Consider the following 15,178-nt stretch of genomic DNA (forward strand, 5'->3'; position numbering starts at 1 on the left):
GCAGACATGAGCCGGACCCACAGACTCGCCCTGGCCGCAACGGCGTTGACGTTCACCGCGGGCCTCGCGGCGACCGCCGCTCCCGCCCAGGCCGCCGCGGCGGCACAGCCCTCCATCAGCTCGGTGTCCTTCAGCGGGACCCATGGCCCCGGGGTCGCCTCGCCGACGATCACCGTCAACGGCTCCGGCTTCGGCGCCGCCGCGCCCGCGGGCACCAACAACAACGTCACCAGCTGCGGGACCTACACCGCCAACGGCAGCGCCTACGGCAGCCAGCTCTACTTCACCGACGACAACAACTTCGAAGCCGGTTACAGCGACGTCGGCGGCGCCAACTGCATCGGCGTCACCGTCGTCTCCTGGAGTTCCACGCAGGTCGTACTGCGCTTCGGCACCGCTTACGGCAGTTTCGCCCACTGGTACCTGAGCAACGGCGACGGCTACGCCCTGTCCGTCAACAACGGGATCTTCGGCGGCACGGTCAGCGGACTGAGCTGACCCGGGGAGGCCGGGGGTTTGACCTGCGTTCACGCGGGCTATGGTGGATAGTTGACGAGACGTCACGCCGCCCGGCCCGCGTGTCCGAGGCCGTTCCCGGGCCCGTCGTCAAGCCCATGTCAAGGCCATGCCTTGGGCTGCCCTCTCATGGATAAACGTTCAATCAAACTGGCTCTCGGTCGGGCAAAGAGGTCTACCCGCATAGATGATCCCGGTGCTGTCATGCCCATGACCGCCCGGAATCTCTGCCGGGCCCCCACCGGGAGACCCCCACATGTCCCGAATATCGCGCCCCCTGGTGACCACCTTCTCCACCCTGGCCCTCGCCGCCGCGGGCCTCACCGTCACCACCGGTTCCGCACACGCCGCCAGCTGCAGCCAGGACTACCTCCCCCTGCCCGACTCGGCCTGCACGCCCGGGGCCCTCAACCCCGACGTCACCCAGGACACCATCGACTCGACCATCTGTGTCTCCGGCTGGACCGCGACCGTGCGGCCGCCCAGCTCCTACACCACCGCGCTGAAGAAGAAGCAGATCGTCGAGTACGGCTACTCCGACACCAGTCTCTCGGACTATGAAGAGGACCACTTCGTCCCGCTCGAACTCGGCGGCGCCCCGAAGAGCGAGGAGAACCTCTGGCCCGAGCCGCACTCCGGCGACGAGACCTCCGCGGACAAGGACGCCGTCGAGAACAAGCTGAAGAAGGCCGTCTGCGCCGGCGACGTCAGCCTCGCCGACGCTCAGCACGCCATCATCACCGACTGGACGACGGCCCTCTCCAGCCTCGGCCTGGGCTGAGCCGCATCCCCCACACGGGCCGGTGCCCTCCTCGGGAGGCACCGGCCCCGCCGTGTCGGGGGCCGTTACCTACTACACCCACCGCCATTTCTGGTCCTTGTTGCCGTTGCAGCTCCACTGGATCGCAGTGGACCCCTTGCCGAAGCTGCCGGACCCGGCAAGGCACATGTGTGAATTCCTGTTGATGATCTGGGCTCCGCTACCCGACTTCCAGTACCACTTCTGGTCGGGGTTTCCGTTGCAATCCCACACCGAGATGTCTGCGCCCCGCGCCTTCGAGGCGCCATAGCTGCCCAGGCACTGGCCGTTGCCGTTGATTATCTGGTAGAAGCTCCCGCGGGCATCGTGACCGACGTGGTTGAAAGTCCAGATCTGATCGCGGTTACCGTTGCAGGACCACATGTATCCAACGGTGCGGTCGGCTCCGTTAAGGCTTCCCAGGCAGTAGCCATAACCGTTCTTCAGGCTATGACCGCCCGCCGCCGATGCCGTCGGCGCGAGCCCGACAACCGTCACCAATGCGGCCGATACGGCACCTGCCGCGACCGATGTGCGCGCAAATTTATTCATAGTCAAAACCCCTCCAGAAATTATCCCTGAGTGCATTTTCGCGACCAGGGCACAGATGAGTCGCCCCCGGATCGGCCATGGCTCGCCGGTCCCGGCGCTTCAGCGTGCCGAGCGCCTCTGATCAGGCGTCACGCCAGATGTCAAGATCATATACTACTGATCTTTTGATGCCACGTCAGGCGGCCGGGTCGTGCTCTGCATAACCGGACTCGAACCCTCCGGCAAATGAGCTGAGTTGAGCTGGGTGGTGTCTGCAGGCGATTGTTTTATGAATCGGAGGCTTTAGGCGTCGCTTCTTCGGCGAACCCGATCAGGTGCGATCCACGCCACGCATGGCTCTCGCGCGGGCTCAGGCCACCCGCAGCAACAGCACCGCACGCCCCGGCACCGTGATCTCCGTCCCCGCCGCGTGGACCGTGCCCGGCGCCTCGGCCTGGTCCTCGCGGGAGGTGTCCACGACCACCTCGTACCGCTCGGCCCAGGGCAGACCCGGCAGGGCGAAACCCGTCGGCTCGTCGCCCGCGTGCAGCACCGCGAGAAAGCTGTCGTCCGAGACCGGCATGCCCCGCTCGTCCCGGCCCGGGATGTCCCGCCCGGAGAGGTACATGCCGAGCGTGGCCGCGGGGGCGTACCAGTCGGCCTCGGTCATCTCCGTGCCCCGCGCGGTGAACCAGGCCAGGTCGCGCAGGCCGTCCGCGGAGTGCGCGCGGCCGGAGAAGAAGGCGCGGCGGTGCAGCACCGGATGCCGGTGGCGCAGCGCGATCAGCCGGCAGGTCAGATCGAACAGGGGGCGCCAGGCCGGGTCGTCCAGCAGCGACCAGTCCAGCCAGCCGACCTCGTTGTCCTGGCAGTAGGCGTTGTTGTTGCCGCGCTGGGTGCGGCCGAGTTCGTCGCCGGCCACCAGCATGGGCACGCCGGTGGACAGCAGCAGGGTCGTGAGCAGATTGCGCAGCTGACGGCGGCGCAGGGCCCGTACCCGCTCGTCCTCGGTCTCGCCCTCCGCCCCGCAGTTCCAGGAGCGGTTGTCGTCGGTGCCGTCGCGGTTGCTCTCGCCGTTGGCCTCGTTGTGCTTGCGCTCGTACGACACCAGGTCGCGCAGTGTGAAACCGTCGTGCGCGGTGATGAAGTTGACCGAGGCGTACGGGCGCCGGCCGCCCCAGGCGTACAGGTCGCTGGAGCCGGACAGCCGGTAGCCCATCTCGCGGACGTCCGGCAGGGCGTGCCGCCAGAAGTCGCGGACCGCGTCGCGATAGCGGTCGTTCCACTCCGTCCACAGGGGCGGGAAGGCGCCCACCTGGTAGCCGCCGGAGCCGATGTCCCACGGTTCGGCGATCAGCTTGACGCGCCGGAGGACCGGGTCCTGGGCGATCACGGCCAGGAAGGGGGAGAGCATGTCGACGTCGTGCATCGAGCGGGCCAGCGCCGCCGCGAGGTCGAAGCGGAAGCCGTCCACGCCCATCTCCGTCACCCAGTAGCGCAGCGAGTCGGTGATCAGCCGTAGCACCTGGGGCTGGACGACGTGCAGGGTGTTGCCGCAGCCGGTGTAGTCGGCGTACCGGCGGGCGTCGTTCTGGAGCCGGTAGTAGCCGCGGTTGTCGATGCCCTTCAGGGACAGGGTCGGGCCCAGCTCGCCCGCCTCCGCCGTGTGGTTGTAGACCACGTCGAGGACGACCTCGATGCCGGCCGCGTGCAGCGCGCGCACCATCCGCTTGAACTCGCCGACCTGCTGGCCCGTCGTACCGGAGGCCGCGTAGCCGGCGTGCGGGGCGAAGTAGCCGATGGAGTTGTAGCCCCAGTAGTTGCGCAGCCCCCGGCGCAGGAGGTGGTCCTCGTGCGCGAACTGGTGGACGGGGAGCAGCTCCACGGCCGTCACGCCCAGGTTCACCAGATGCTCTATCGCCGCCGGATGCGCCAGACCGGCGTAGGTGCCGCGCAGCTCCTCGGGGATGTCCGGGTGCAGCCGGGTGAAGCCCCGCACATGCAGCTCGTAGATCACCGAATCGGCCCAGGGCGTCTTGGGCCGCCGGTCGTCCGACCAGTCGTCGTCATCGTGCACGACGACACCCTTCGGGACGTACGGCGCCGAGTCCCGGTCGTCGCGCACGGTGTCGGCGACGGACTGCTCGGGCCAGTCCCGCACATGCCCGTACACCTCCGGCGGCAGCCCGAACTCGCCGTCCACCGCCCGCGCGTACGGATCCAGCAGCAGCTTGGCCGGGTTCCAGCGGGCACCGGTCCACGGGTCCCAGCGGCCGTCCACCCGGTAGCCGTAGCGCTGCCCCGGCATCACCCCCGGTACGAAACCGTGCCAGATCTCATGCGTCAGCTCGGTCAGCGGGACCCGGGTCTCCCGGCCGCCCTCGTCGAACAGACTGACCCGGACCGCCTCCGCCCCGGCCGCCCACAGCGCGAAGTTGGTGCCCGCCACCCCGTCCGGGCCGACCCGGAACCGGGCCCCCAGCGGGGTCGGCACACCCGGCCAGACCACCGGGGCCGGCGGCACGGCGCGCCGGGCGCCGTTCACCACGGCCGGCTGCTGCCCGGTCCCGGCGGCCGGCTCCCCGGCCGGTGCCCGCTGCTCGGCTGCGCTCGTCACCTGTCGGCCCCTCTTTCAGTGGCTCGCCCCGGGGCGGAGCAACCGGCCGTGCCGGAGGGCCGAGGCTGCCCCGCAGCACCCTCGGCCGCCCGGTACGGCTGCGCCCCGACGGTCGGGGGCGCCCTCCGGATCGCGCTTTCCGTCCCTTTCAGCCGATCCGATCCAAGAAGGCGCCCCCGCCGTGAGGCGCGGCGGCTCCCCAGCGTGTCGTCCTTCCCTCTGTTCTGCCCAGTGCGTGCGTCGCACTCACGTTTCCCCGGAGCGGGCCCGGTCGTTGAGTCCCGCGTGAGGCACGTACAAGGACGCGCACGGCGCGCGGGGGCCGCACTGGCCGCCGTACTGACAGCGGCGGCCCTGCTCGCCGGGTGCTCCGCCGGCGGCTCCGGCTCGCTCGGCCTGGGCGGGGCGCTCGGCCTCGGCGGGGCGCTCGGCAAGCCCCCGGCACCCGAGGACGTCATCCACGTCACCCCCGACGACGACAGCAAGGCCGTCCGCCCCGACCGGCGGCTGCGGGTCCGGGTGCCCCACGGGCGCCTGGAGAAGGTGACCGTCGTGAAGTCGCAGGACGCGCAGGACACCGCGGTCCCCGGGCGCATCAGCGCCGACGGCCTGACCTGGCGACCGGACGACGACCGGCTGGCGCTCGCCGCCCAGTACACCGTGGACGTCGTGGCGCGGGACGCGGACGGCCGCCGCTCGGCCCGGCACACCACCTTCACCACGTTCGTCCCCGGGCAGCGGTTCGTCAGCTACGTCACGCCCGAGAACCGCGCCGTCGTCGGCACCGGAATGATCGTTTCCCTCGCCTTCAGCAGGGAGATCACGCACCGCGCCGCCGTCGAACGCGCCGTCCGGGTCAGCGCACAGCCCCCCGTCGAGATCCGGCCGCACTGGTTCGGCAGGAGCCGGCTGGACTTCCGGCCCGAGCAGTACTGGAAACCCGGCACCGTGGTCACCGTCGACCTGAACCTGCGGGACGTCCAGGGGGCGCCCGGCGTCTACGGCGTGCAGGACAAGACCTTCGCCTTCACCGTCGGCCGCAGCCAGGTCTCGCTGGTGGACGCGGCCAGGCACACCATGCAGGTGCGCCGGGACGGGCGGCTGCTCGCCACCGTGCCGATCACCGCGGGCGCCCCGAGGAACCCCACGTACAACGGCAGGATGGTGGTGATGGACATGCTGGACGTCACCCGCATGAACAGCCGCACGGTCGGCTTCGGCGGCGAGTACGACATCCCGGACGTCCCGCACGCCATGAAGCTCACCGACTCCGGCACCTTCCTGCACGGCAACTACTGGTCGCCGGACGCCCCCGGCCACGCCAACGTCAGCCACGGCTGCGTGGGCCTCAGGGACGTCAAGGGCGGCAGCTCGGACACCCCCGCGGGCTGGTTCTTCGACCGCAGCCTCGTCGGTGACGTCATCGAGGTGATCAACAGCGAGGAGAGGACGGTCGCCCCGGACAACGGCCTGGGCGGCTGGAACATGACGTGGAAGCAGTGGACGGCGACGGACCCCGCGGCTGGGTGACAAGGCGGAGACCGCGCACGGCCGGGCCCGGCCGCTCCGCCCCGATCGGCTTCCGTGAACAGCTCGCCGGGCACCCGCGGCCAACCTCTCCACCCGGCACCTGGGTCATGTCGGGGTCCCCGCCGACACCGACACCGCCGAGCCGCTGCGGCCCATGTCCCCCTGCCCCGGCACGCTTTGGGCCCGGGGCGGGTAGATGTTTCAGGGGCCGGGGTGCGAGGTGGCCGGAAGTTGCGACGGAACGGTGACATACACCTGACACACCGCTCAAAACCAGACGGTTAATATGCGCGCACCAGTGTGGTGGGGAGCGGGCCTGACCAGGCCCGGCGAGGGGAGAACGAGTTGAACGTGCGGCCTATATCGGGGGCGTCGATGGCAGGGCGGCGAGGCCGTAAGGGACTGGCGCTCATAACCGGCGCCCTTGTGCTGTCCCTCGCCGCGTGCGGCGGGGGAGGCGACAAGGGTTCGGGCAAGGGCAAGGACGGCGGCACCCAGCAGGCCGAGCAGCAGTCCGTCGCCGCCGTCACCATCACGCCCAAGTCCGGTGCCACCGGCGTCGACACCAGCGGCGCGGTGAAAGTGGACGTCGCCAAGGGCAAGCTGACCGAGGTCACCGTCAAGGACGCCAAGGGCGAGAAGGTCGACGGCACCATCACCGGCGGCGGCGCGTCCTGGACGCCGTCCGCCCACCTGGCCGCCGCCACCAAGTACTCGGTGCACGCGGTCGCCAAGGACGCCGCGGGCCGCGAGGCCGCCGAGGACTCCACGTTCACCACGCTGACCCCGAAGAACACCTTCCTCGGCAACTTCACCCCCGAGGACGGCTCCACCGTCGGCGTCGGCATGCCGTTCTCCGTCAACTTCACGCGGGGCATCACCGACCCGCAGGCCGTCGAGAAGGCCATCAAGATCACGACCGAGCCCGCCGTCGACGTCGAGGGCCACTGGTTCGGCAACGACCGCCTGGACTTCCGCCCCGAGAAGTACTGGAAGGAAGGCACCAAGGTCACCGTCGACCTCGACCTCGACGGGGTCGAGGGCCGCGACGGCGTCTACGGCAAGCAGCACAAGACCGTGAAGTTCACCATCGGCCGTAACCAGGTCTCCGTCGTGGACGCCAAGAAGCACACGATGCAGGTGACCCAGGACGGCAAGGTCATCAAGACCATCCCGGTCACCACCGGCAAGCCCGGCTACTCCACCTGGAACGGCCAGATGGTCATCAGCGAGCGGCTGGAGGTGACCCGGATGAACGGCGAGACCGTCGGCTACGGCGGCGAGTACGACATCAAGGACGTCCCGCACGCCATGCGCCTGACCACCTCCGGCACCTTCCTGCACGGCAACTACTGGGGCGGCGACGCCTTCGGCAACTACAACGCCAGCCACGGCTGCGTCGGCCTGAGCGATGTGCGCGGCGGCTACGACAAGTCCACCCCGGCCGCCTGGATGTTCGACCACTCGATCATCGGCGACGTGGTGATCGTGAAGAACGCCGACGACCGCACGGTGGCCCCGGACAACGGGTTCAACGGCTGGAACATGTCCTGGGCGGACTGGAAGAAGTGACCTTTCTCTGACGTACGGGCCCGGTGCTGTGAGGTACGGCACCGGGCCCGTTGCCGTTAATCCCCGTTAACCTGCCTCCATGACCGTCAATCTCGAAGTCGCCGAAGGCGTCGGAACGCTGCGTCTGGACCGTCCGCCGATGAACGCGCTGGACGTCGCCACCCAGGACCGGCTGAAGGAGCTGGCAGAGGAGGCCACGCGCCGCGACGACGTGCGCGCCGTGGTGATCTACGGCGGCGAGCGGGTGTTCGCGGCCGGCGCGGACATCAAGGAAATGCAGGACATGGACCACACCGCGATGGTCCTGCGCTCCCGCGCCCTCCAGGACTCCTTCACGGCCGTGGCCCGCATCCCCAAGCCCGTCGTCGCCGCCATCACCGGCTACGCCCTCGGCGGCGGCTGCGAACTGGCCCTGTGCGCCGACTACCGCATCGCCGCCGACAACGCCAAGCTCGGCCAGCCCGAGATCCTGCTCGGCCTGATCCCGGGCGCCGGCGGCACCCAGCGGCTGCCCCGGCTGATCGGCCCATCCAAGGCCAAGGACCTCATCTTCACGGGCCGTCAGGTCAAGGCGGCCGAGGCCCTCGCGATCGGCCTGGTGGACCGGGTCGTCCCGGCCGCCGAGGTGTACGAGCAGGCGCACGCCTGGGCCGCGAGGCTCGCCCAGGGCCCGGCGATCGCGCTGCGCGCGGCCAAGGAGTCGGTCGACACCGGTCTGGAGACCGACATCGACACCGGCCTCGCCGTCGAACGGAACTGGTTCGCGGGCCTGTTCGCCACCGAGGACCGCGAGCGCGGCATGCGCAGCTTCGTGGAGGAGGGCCCGGGCAAGGCCAAGTTCCTCTGAGCGGCAGCCGGGTGAACTTCCCCGCAACTCCTGTGGGGCCCCTTGCAATTGACGCGTCGTCTCATCCGGGTCCCTCGATGGAGCGGTTTATGGGAGCCTTAAGGCAGCCTTAAGCCCGTGCTGTCGAGGGGGCCTGACGATTGCCCGGAAGCGAGCCGTCCGCGCAGGTCAGCGGGGCCCTACCGGCCAGTGACATGCCGTCGGCATATGCCGGTAGCGCAGCATGGAGCGGGGGCGTACGGGGGGCGTATTCCGCGGGAACGGCCCCCAAGACGGCTCCGGGCCGCCATCATGGGGGCATGGCGGGGCTGGAGGGCATCGAACAGCCGCGGGGACACAGCCGTGCGGCCGCAGCGCGCTGGTCGCCCGCGGTGGAGGACGAACAGGCGCTCAAGGCGCTCGAACTGTTCGGCAACCCGACTGAGGCGGAGGTGCCGCTGCCGTCCCGCCCGGAGTCCGCGGCCACCGCCCGCCGGCTCGCCCAGGTCGTCGTCCTGCGCACCTGGCGGCTGTCCCCCAAGCTGACCGAGGACGCGGTCCTCCTCGTGTCGGAACTCGTCGGCAACGCCGTACGCCACACCGGCGCCCGGGTCTTCGGCCTGCGGATGCGCCGCCGCCCCGGCTGGATCCGGGTGGAGGTCCGCGATCCCTCGCGTGGCCTGCCCTGTCTGATGCCGGTCCAGGAACTGGACGTCAGCGGCCGCGGCCTCTTCCTCGTGGACAAGCTGTCGGACCGGTGGGGCGTGGATCTGCTGCCGCGCGGTAAGACGACATGGTTCGAGATGCGGGTCGCCGATCGATAGGCCGGGCTGCGCAGGCCGGTCCTGGTCAGGTCATTGTTCCCGCCGCGACCCGAAATCGCCCCCCATTCGGGGCAATCGGCGGTTTTCTTACCTATCGCCCCTTAAATGGTGCGGGTGACCACCACCAACCGACGCGGGGTGCTGCGCGCGGGCGCCGGGCTCGTCGCCGGCGGCGCGCTCGCCGCCGGTTGCGGCGCAGGCCAGGCCGCCCCGCCCCACACCCCTGATTCCGCATCCCCCTCCGGCCAACGCACGGCCACTGCCCCCGCGAGCGGCGTCAAGGCGGCTCCCGCCCCGCGCGCCTACGCCGGGCAGCCCGCCCAGATCACCCACGGCCCGCCCACCCGCCCCCAGGTCGCCCTCACCTTCCACGGCCAGGGCGACCCCGCCATCGCCCACTCGCTGCTCTCCACGGCCGAGAAGAACGGCGCCCGCCTCACCGTGCTCGCCGTCGGCACCTGGCTGGACGAACACCCCGATGTCGCCCGCCGGATCCTCGACGGCGGCCACGACCTCGGCAACCACACCCAGCGGCACATCTCCATCAACACCATGGCCGAGGCGGACGCCCGCAAGGAGATCACCGACTGCGCGGACCGGCTGAAGCGGCTCACCGGCTCCATCGGCACCTGGTTCCGCCCCTCCCGCTCGCCGACCGCGTCCCCGCTGGTCGCCCGGCTGGCCCGCGCCGCGGGCTACCCGCACGTGCTGTCGTACGACGTCGACTCGCTCGACTACACCCGTCCCGGTGCCGCCGCCGTCACCCGCAAGGTTCTCGCCGAGGCGCGGAACGGTTCGGTGGTGAGCCTGCACTTCGGGTACCCGGACACGGTCGCCGCCCTGCCCGACCTCCTCCACGAACTCCACCGCCGCGGACTGCACGCGGTCACCACCACGGAGCTGCTGAGCTGATGCGAACCACGAAAGCCGCCCGCCTGCTGGCCGCAGGTGTCGCCGTCACCGCCCTGACGCTGCTGTCCGCCTGCAGTTCCGGCTCCCAGCACCATGAGAAAGAGGCCCTCGGCAGCAAGGGCCCGGCGCGGCCGCGGGCCGAGGCGCGGGTCAACGTGCTGCCCGGGATGCCGCCGGTCGAGGAACCCAGGGACCTCTACTCCGCCGACCGCCCGGACCGGCTCTCCCCGGTCGTCAAGGACTTCCCGTCCCGGGTGTACGTCCCCAACACCAACTCCAACACCGTCTCCGTCATCGACCCGAAGACGTACAAGGTCATCGACACGTTCCCGGTCGGCCGCCAGCCCCAGCACGTCGTACCGGCCTGGGACCTGAAGACCCTCTGGGTCAACAACGACCTCGGCAACAGCCTCACCCCCATCGACCCGAGCACCGGCAAGGCGGGCAAGCCGGTCGCCGTGCACGACCCGTACAACCTGTACTTCACGCCCGACGGCAAGTACGCCGTCGTCATGGCCTCCATGGACCGCCAGCTGGTCTTCCGCGACGCGCACACCATGAAGGTCGTCAAGGCCGTCCCGGTCCGCTGCTACGGCGTCAACCATGCCGACTTCTCCCCGGACGGCCGCTACTTCATCGTCTCCTGCGAGTTCAGCGGCGAGCTGCTCAAGGTCGACACCGCGCGGATGAAGGTCGTCGCCCAGCAGCGGCTGCCGCACCGCGGGGCGATGCCGCAGGACGTCAAGATCTCCCCGGACGGCAAGCTGTTCTACATCGCCGACATGGTCGCCAACGGCATGTGGATCCTCGACGGCGACACGTTCGCCCCGCCCCGGTTCCTCTACACCGGCAAGGGCGCCCACGGCCTCTACATCAGCCGCGACTCCCGTGAGATGTACATCTCCAACCGGGGCGAGGGCTCCGTCTCCGTCTTCGACTTCACACAGAACCGGCTCACCAAGAAGTGGCACCTCCCCGGCGGCGGCAGCCCCGACATGGGCGGCGTCTCCGCCGACGGCAAGGTCCTGTGGCTGTCCGGCCGCTACAACTCCGAGGTGTACGCAATCGACGCGCAGACAGGCCGGGAACTGGCCCGTATCAAGGTCGGCAGCGGCCCGCACGGCCTCGCGGTCTATCCCCAGCCGGGCCGCTACTCGCTCGGGCACACGGGCATCTTCCGCTGAGGCGGGGTGAGTTGAGCCGAGGCCGGCCGGACAGGTCCGGCGGCCGTGCACCCGTGGCGCTGAAGGGCTGGCCGGGCCGTTAATCTGACCAGCGTCAGTACGCCAGCACGGCATCAGAAACACAACCAAAAGGGGCGGATCGGTGGCGGACATCGAGGAAGCACGCAAGCAGTTCCAGCGGATCGACGCGGACGGTGACGGGTTCATCACCGCTGCCGAGTTCAAGACCGCCCTGGCGCAGGAGGGTGACTGGAACGTCACCGAGACGGTGGCGGCGGCCATCATCAAGCAGCGCGACCTCAACGGCGACAAGGTCCTGTCGTTCGACGAGTTCTGGGCCTACCTGAACAAGTGACGTGCTGAAGGGGCCCTCCGGAAGGAGGGCCCCTTCGTCATGCCCGCCGGATCCGCACGCTCCACCGGCCGCCCTCGTGCCGCTCCAGCGCCAGCGGCAGGCCGAAGCACATGCCGACCCGGTCACCGGTGAGGACCTCCTCGGCGCGCCCCCGCGCGATCACCCGGCCGTCCCGCAGCAGTACGGCGTGGGTGGTGCCGGCCGGCAGCTCCTCCAGATGATGCGTGACGAGCACGGTCGCCAGCCGCGGATGCGACGCCTGCAGCTCCTCCAGCGCCTCGATCAGCTGTTCCCGGCCCGGCAGATCCAGCCCGGTCGCGGGCTCGTCCAGGAGCAGCAGCCGCGGCTCGGGCATCAGCGCCCGCGCGATCAGCGTCCGGCCGCGCTGCCCTTGCGAGAGTGTCGGCCAGCGGTTGTCCCGGAGCGCGGCCAGCCCCAGCGTGGCCATCAGCGCCTCGGCCCGCGCCCGCTGCCGCGGCGTCGGCCGCCACCGCGGGACCGGCTCCACCGAGTTCGTCACCCCGGTCAGCACCACGTCTCGTACCGTCAGCGCCGAGGTCAGCGGATGGCGCGGATCGACGTGCCCGACATGCGCCCGCAGCTCCCGCAGATCGACCCGGCCCAGCCGTCGCCCGAGCACCTCCACCGTGCCCCGCGTCGGATGCGCGCGCGCCCCGAGCAGCCCGAGCAGGGTGGACTTGCCCGCGCCGTTCGCGCCGAGCAGCGCCCAGTGCTCACCGGCCCGGACCGTCAGGGACACCCCCTGGAGGAGGGGCCGGCCGCCCCGGACGAGATCGATGTCCTCGGCGCGCAGCAGCTCGCTCACCCGGCCGCCGCCCGGTTCACCGCGGACAGCACGGCCTCCACCGAGGCCGCGAGCCCGGAGGAGGCCCGCCCGGCACCCCACAGCGCGGTGCCCCCGACCCGGCACTCGGCATAGGCGACCACCTCCCCTTCCACACCGGCCTGCTCGACCACGTCCAGCACCTCCACCTCGTGCCCCGCCCCCGCGAGCGCGTCCGCGAAGGCCGCCAGCGGGTCCGCGCCGCTGCCCGTGTGCTCCCCACCCGTGGCCGGCACGCACACGAACCGGTGCGCCCCGGACGCCTCGCGATGCGAGGACCAGGAGTCCAGCCGTATCCGGCCGTCCGCCGCATAGGTCCTGCGGAACAGCTCGTACAGCTCCTTCGGGGTCGCCTCCCGCCCGCTGTCGTCCGTCGCCTCCTGCACGATCCGCGAGAACTCCGGCCGCATCCTGGGCGGCAGGTCCAGCCCCGCGTGCATGCGCAGCAGGTACGCCACCCCGCCCTTGCCCGACTGCGAGTTGACCCGGATCACCGCCTCGTACGACCGTCCCACGTCGGCCGGATCGATCGGCAGATACGGCACCTCCCACGGCGCCTGCCGCTCGGGCACCCCCGACTCGGTCGCGCGCCGTGCATGGTGGGCGAGCCCCTTGCTGATCGCGTCCTGGTGCGTGCCGGAGAACGCGGTGTGGACCAGCTCGCCGGCGTACGGGTGGCGCGGATGCACGGGCAGCCGGTTGCAGTGCTCGACCGTCTCCCGTACAGCGTCGATGTCGCTGAAGTCGACCAGCGGATCGACCCCTTGGGCGAGGAGGTTCAGGGCGAGGGTCACCAGATCGACGTTGCCGGTGCGCTCGCCGTTGCCGAACAGGCAGCCCTCCACCCTCTGCGCACCGGCCAGGACGGCGAGTTCGGCGCAGGCGACACCGGTGCCGCGGTCGTTGTGCGGGTGCACCGAGAGGATCACCGCGTCCCGGCGGGAGAGGTTGCGGTGCAGATGCTCGATCTGGTCGGCGTACACGTTCGGGGTGGCGATCTCCACGGTCGCCGGGAGGTTGTGCGTGACCGGCCGGTCGGGGCTCGCGTCCCACAGCTCGGTGAGCCCGTCGCACAGTTCGAGCACGAAGTCGGGCTCGGTGAGGTTGAAGGTCTCCGGCGAGAACTGGAACCGGACGCCGGGCGCGTCCCCGGCCCGCCGCGCCATGCGCTCGGCCGCCTCCCGCACGGTCCGCCGCACCTCGCCCCGGTCCCGGCCCAGGACGACCTCCCGCCACACCGGCGAGGTGGCGATGTACAGATGGACGACGGCCCGCGGCAGCCCCGCGATCGACTCGAAGGTCCGGTCGATCAGGTCGGCGCGGGCGGGGGTGAACACGACCGGTGTGACGTCGTCCGGTACGGCCCCGCCGGTCACCAGATGCCGTACGAAGTCGAAGTCGGTGCGGCTGGCGGACGGGTAGCCGACCTCGATCTCCTTGAAGCCCAGCGCCACCAGCAGATCGAAGAAGCGGCGCTTGCGGGGCGTGTCCATCGGCTCGGCCAGCGCCTGGTTGCCGTCGCGCAGATCGACGGGCACCCAGAGCGGGGCGCGCTCGATCCGGGCGGACGGCCAACTCCGGTCGGCCGCCGGGACGTTCACCCGGTCCTGGTAGGGGCGGTAGCGGTGGTACGGCATGGGGCTCGGGCGCTGGGGGTTCCACAGGGTCTTCATCGGCGGTCACTGCCTTCGGCTCGGTCGGACGGTGACCGGCAGCACGGGGCCCCGCGGCGGGGCGCCGGTCGCGTCAAACCCCGCCGCGGCAGCCGAGGAGAAGCAGACCGCACAGCGTCATGCCGGGTACGCTAGCGACACCTCAGCTCCTCAGACAAGTGAGAATCGCTCCACAAGCCGTAACCCCGGAACAAGTTGGTGACCTCGATGCCGCTCGGCCCCCTCCGCCCCAGCCCGCTGGTCGAACAGGCCGCGCAGCGCCTCAGGCAGCAGATCGCCGCAGGCCACTGGCCGGTCGGCGGCAAGCTGCCCGGCGAGACCACCCTCGCCAAGGAACTCGGCGTCGGCCGCTCCACCGTCCGCGAGGCACTGCGCGCGCTCGCCGGCGCCGGGCTGGTGCGGCCCCGGCACGGCGCCGGCGTCTTCGTCATCGCCACCGAGCCCGCCGAGGACTGGCCCACCCGGCTCGGCCGGGCCGCCGTCACGGACGTCTACGAGGTCCGCATGGGCGTCGAGGTGCAGGCCGCCCGCCTCGCCGCGCACCGCCGCACCCCCGAGGACGTCAGCGCGCTGCGGGCCGCGCTGGACGGCCGCCGGGCGGCGGTCGCCGGGGACGACGCCGGTTTCGTGGACGCCGACATCGCCCTGCACACGGCCGTGGTCGCCGCCGCCCACAACCCGGTCCTGGCCGACCTGTTCACCGAGTTCACGCCCGTCCTGCGGGAGGGCCTGGTGACCCTGCTGTCCCTCACCGGCCTCCGTGAGCACACCCCCGACACCGGCGACGCCACCCACACGGCCCTCGTCCGGGCCATCACGGCCGGCGACCCGGACCGGGCGGCGGCGGTACTGCTGGGGGAACTGGAGGAGACCCTTCAGCTGCTGCGCGGCAGCGGCTGACCTGCGAGCCGCTGATGGGCTCCGACCGCCGCACGGGCAAGATCGTCGTACGTCTCCGACCGGGTTCGTCCGATCGCCGGAGTCCCGGAATAGAC

Annotated in this window: 14 protein-coding genes; 10 read left to right on the top strand and 4 right to left on the bottom strand. The window is 71.0% G+C overall.

All coding sequences use genetic code 11. From position 1 onward, the window contains the following. The first annotated feature begins 6 nt into the window (after nt 1-6). Nucleotides 7-498 carry a hypothetical protein gene (locus tag AB0L75_RS37250; protein ID WP_365190420.1) on the top strand — a complete coding sequence of 164 codons (492 nt, stop codon included), beginning with the start codon at nt 7-9 and terminating at the stop codon, nt 496-498. Between the two features lie 274 nt (nt 499-772). Continuing rightward, nucleotides 773-1,297 carry a hypothetical protein gene (locus AB0L75_RS37255; RefSeq protein ID WP_365190422.1) on the top strand — a complete coding sequence of 175 codons (525 nt, stop codon included), beginning with the start codon at nt 773-775 and terminating at the stop codon, nt 1,295-1,297. Between the two features lie 72 nt (nt 1,298-1,369). Here the strand turns inward: AB0L75_RS37255 and AB0L75_RS37260 are convergent, their stop codons facing one another. Both AB0L75_RS37260 and glgX read right to left on the bottom strand, forming a co-directional pair. Beyond that, entirely contained in the window at nt 1,370-1,867 is a 498-nt protein-coding gene (locus tag AB0L75_RS37260) for an RICIN domain-containing protein (protein WP_365190423.1), read from the bottom strand. A gap of 349 nt (nt 1,868-2,216) precedes the next feature. Then, nucleotides 2,217-4,463: a glycogen debranching protein GlgX gene (glgX, locus tag AB0L75_RS37265; RefSeq protein WP_365190424.1), complete on the bottom strand. Its 2,247-nt coding sequence runs from the start codon at nt 4,461-4,463 to the stop codon at nt 2,217-2,219. Between the two features lie 285 nt (nt 4,464-4,748). Here glgX and AB0L75_RS37270 point away from each other — a divergent pair, with 285 nt between their 5' ends. The 7 genes from AB0L75_RS37270 (at nt 4,749) to AB0L75_RS37300 (ending at nt 11,666) form a co-directional block, all read left to right on the top strand. Continuing rightward, nucleotides 4,749-5,993, top strand: coding sequence for an Ig-like domain-containing protein (locus AB0L75_RS37270; protein WP_365190426.1), 1,245 nt, complete (start codon nt 4,749-4,751; stop codon nt 5,991-5,993). 375 nt (nt 5,994-6,368) lie between these two features. After that, on the top strand, nt 6,369-7,565 hold the full coding sequence (locus AB0L75_RS37275) for an Ig-like domain-containing protein (RefSeq protein WP_365190428.1): 1,197 nt from the start codon (nt 6,369-6,371) through the stop codon (nt 7,563-7,565). A gap of 79 nt (nt 7,566-7,644) precedes the next feature. Further along, nucleotides 7,645-8,412 carry an enoyl-CoA hydratase-related protein gene (locus AB0L75_RS37280; RefSeq protein WP_365190429.1) on the top strand — a complete coding sequence of 256 codons (768 nt, stop codon included), beginning with the start codon at nt 7,645-7,647 and terminating at the stop codon, nt 8,410-8,412. Nucleotides 8,413-8,711: 299 nt separating this feature from the next. Continuing rightward, nucleotides 8,712-9,215: an ATP-binding protein gene (locus tag AB0L75_RS37285; protein WP_365190430.1), complete on the top strand. Its 504-nt coding sequence runs from the start codon at nt 8,712-8,714 to the stop codon at nt 9,213-9,215. Between the two features lie 105 nt (nt 9,216-9,320). Beyond that, complete coding sequence (locus AB0L75_RS37290; protein WP_365190431.1) at nt 9,321-10,127, top strand: polysaccharide deacetylase family protein; 807 nt, start codon at nt 9,321-9,323, stop codon at nt 10,125-10,127. Further along, nucleotides 10,127-11,311 carry a hypothetical protein gene (locus AB0L75_RS37295; RefSeq protein WP_365190432.1) on the top strand — a complete coding sequence of 395 codons (1,185 nt, stop codon included), beginning with the start codon at nt 10,127-10,129 and terminating at the stop codon, nt 11,309-11,311. Before AB0L75_RS37290 ends, AB0L75_RS37295 begins: the two co-directional genes overlap by 1 nt. A gap of 142 nt (nt 11,312-11,453) precedes the next feature. Continuing rightward, nucleotides 11,454-11,666, top strand: a complete 213-nt coding sequence (locus AB0L75_RS37300) for an EF-hand domain-containing protein (protein WP_365190434.1) — start codon at nt 11,454-11,456, stop codon at nt 11,664-11,666. Nucleotides 11,667-11,703: 37 nt separating this feature from the next. Here AB0L75_RS37300 and AB0L75_RS37305 read toward each other — a convergent pair whose 3' ends face one another. Together AB0L75_RS37305 and AB0L75_RS37310 are read right to left on the bottom strand one after the other, a co-directional pair. Next, on the bottom strand, nt 11,704-12,492 hold the full coding sequence (locus AB0L75_RS37305; protein ID WP_365190435.1) for an ATP-binding cassette domain-containing protein: 789 nt from the start codon (nt 12,490-12,492) through the stop codon (nt 11,704-11,706). Then, complete coding sequence (locus AB0L75_RS37310) at nt 12,489-14,183, bottom strand: 2-isopropylmalate synthase (protein ID WP_365190437.1); 1,695 nt, start codon at nt 14,181-14,183, stop codon at nt 12,489-12,491. Before AB0L75_RS37310 ends, AB0L75_RS37305 begins: the two co-directional genes overlap by 4 nt. A gap of 207 nt (nt 14,184-14,390) precedes the next feature. Between AB0L75_RS37310 and AB0L75_RS37315 the strand changes: the two genes are divergently transcribed. Beyond that, a complete protein-coding gene (locus AB0L75_RS37315; RefSeq protein ID WP_365190438.1) occupies nt 14,391-15,083 on the top strand; it encodes a FadR/GntR family transcriptional regulator in 693 nt (230 codons plus the stop codon). Nucleotides 15,084-15,178 lie beyond the last annotated feature (95 nt).

Source organism: Streptomyces sp. NPDC052101 (assembly GCF_040680235.1).
Taxonomy (GTDB): domain Bacteria; phylum Actinomycetota; class Actinomycetes; order Streptomycetales; family Streptomycetaceae; genus Streptomyces.

What these genes read in the sequence shown, in the direction of transcription:
- AB0L75_RS37310 (WP_365190437.1), bottom strand. Translation starts at nt 14,183, where the DNA reads ATGAAGACCCTGTGGAACCCCCAGCGCCCGAGCCCCATGCCGTACCAC.
- AB0L75_RS37260 (WP_365190423.1), bottom strand. Translation starts at nt 1,867, where the DNA reads ATGAATAAATTTGCGCGCACATCGGTCGCGGCAGGTGCCGTATCGGCC.
- AB0L75_RS37275 (WP_365190428.1), top strand. Translation starts at nt 6,369, where the DNA reads ATGGCAGGGCGGCGAGGCCGTAAGGGACTGGCGCTCATAACCGGCGCC.
- AB0L75_RS37255 (WP_365190422.1), top strand. Translation starts at nt 773, where the DNA reads ATGTCCCGAATATCGCGCCCCCTGGTGACCACCTTCTCCACCCTGGCC.
- AB0L75_RS37250 (WP_365190420.1), top strand. Translation starts at nt 7, where the DNA reads ATGAGCCGGACCCACAGACTCGCCCTGGCCGCAACGGCGTTGACGTTC.
- AB0L75_RS37285 (WP_365190430.1), top strand. Translation starts at nt 8,712, where the DNA reads ATGGCGGGGCTGGAGGGCATCGAACAGCCGCGGGGACACAGCCGTGCG.
- AB0L75_RS37290 (WP_365190431.1), top strand. Translation starts at nt 9,321, where the DNA reads ATGGTGCGGGTGACCACCACCAACCGACGCGGGGTGCTGCGCGCGGGC.
- AB0L75_RS37295 (WP_365190432.1), top strand. Translation starts at nt 10,127, where the DNA reads ATGCGAACCACGAAAGCCGCCCGCCTGCTGGCCGCAGGTGTCGCCGTC.
- AB0L75_RS37280 (WP_365190429.1), top strand. Translation starts at nt 7,645, where the DNA reads ATGACCGTCAATCTCGAAGTCGCCGAAGGCGTCGGAACGCTGCGTCTG.
- AB0L75_RS37315 (WP_365190438.1), top strand. Translation starts at nt 14,391, where the DNA reads ATGCCGCTCGGCCCCCTCCGCCCCAGCCCGCTGGTCGAACAGGCCGCG.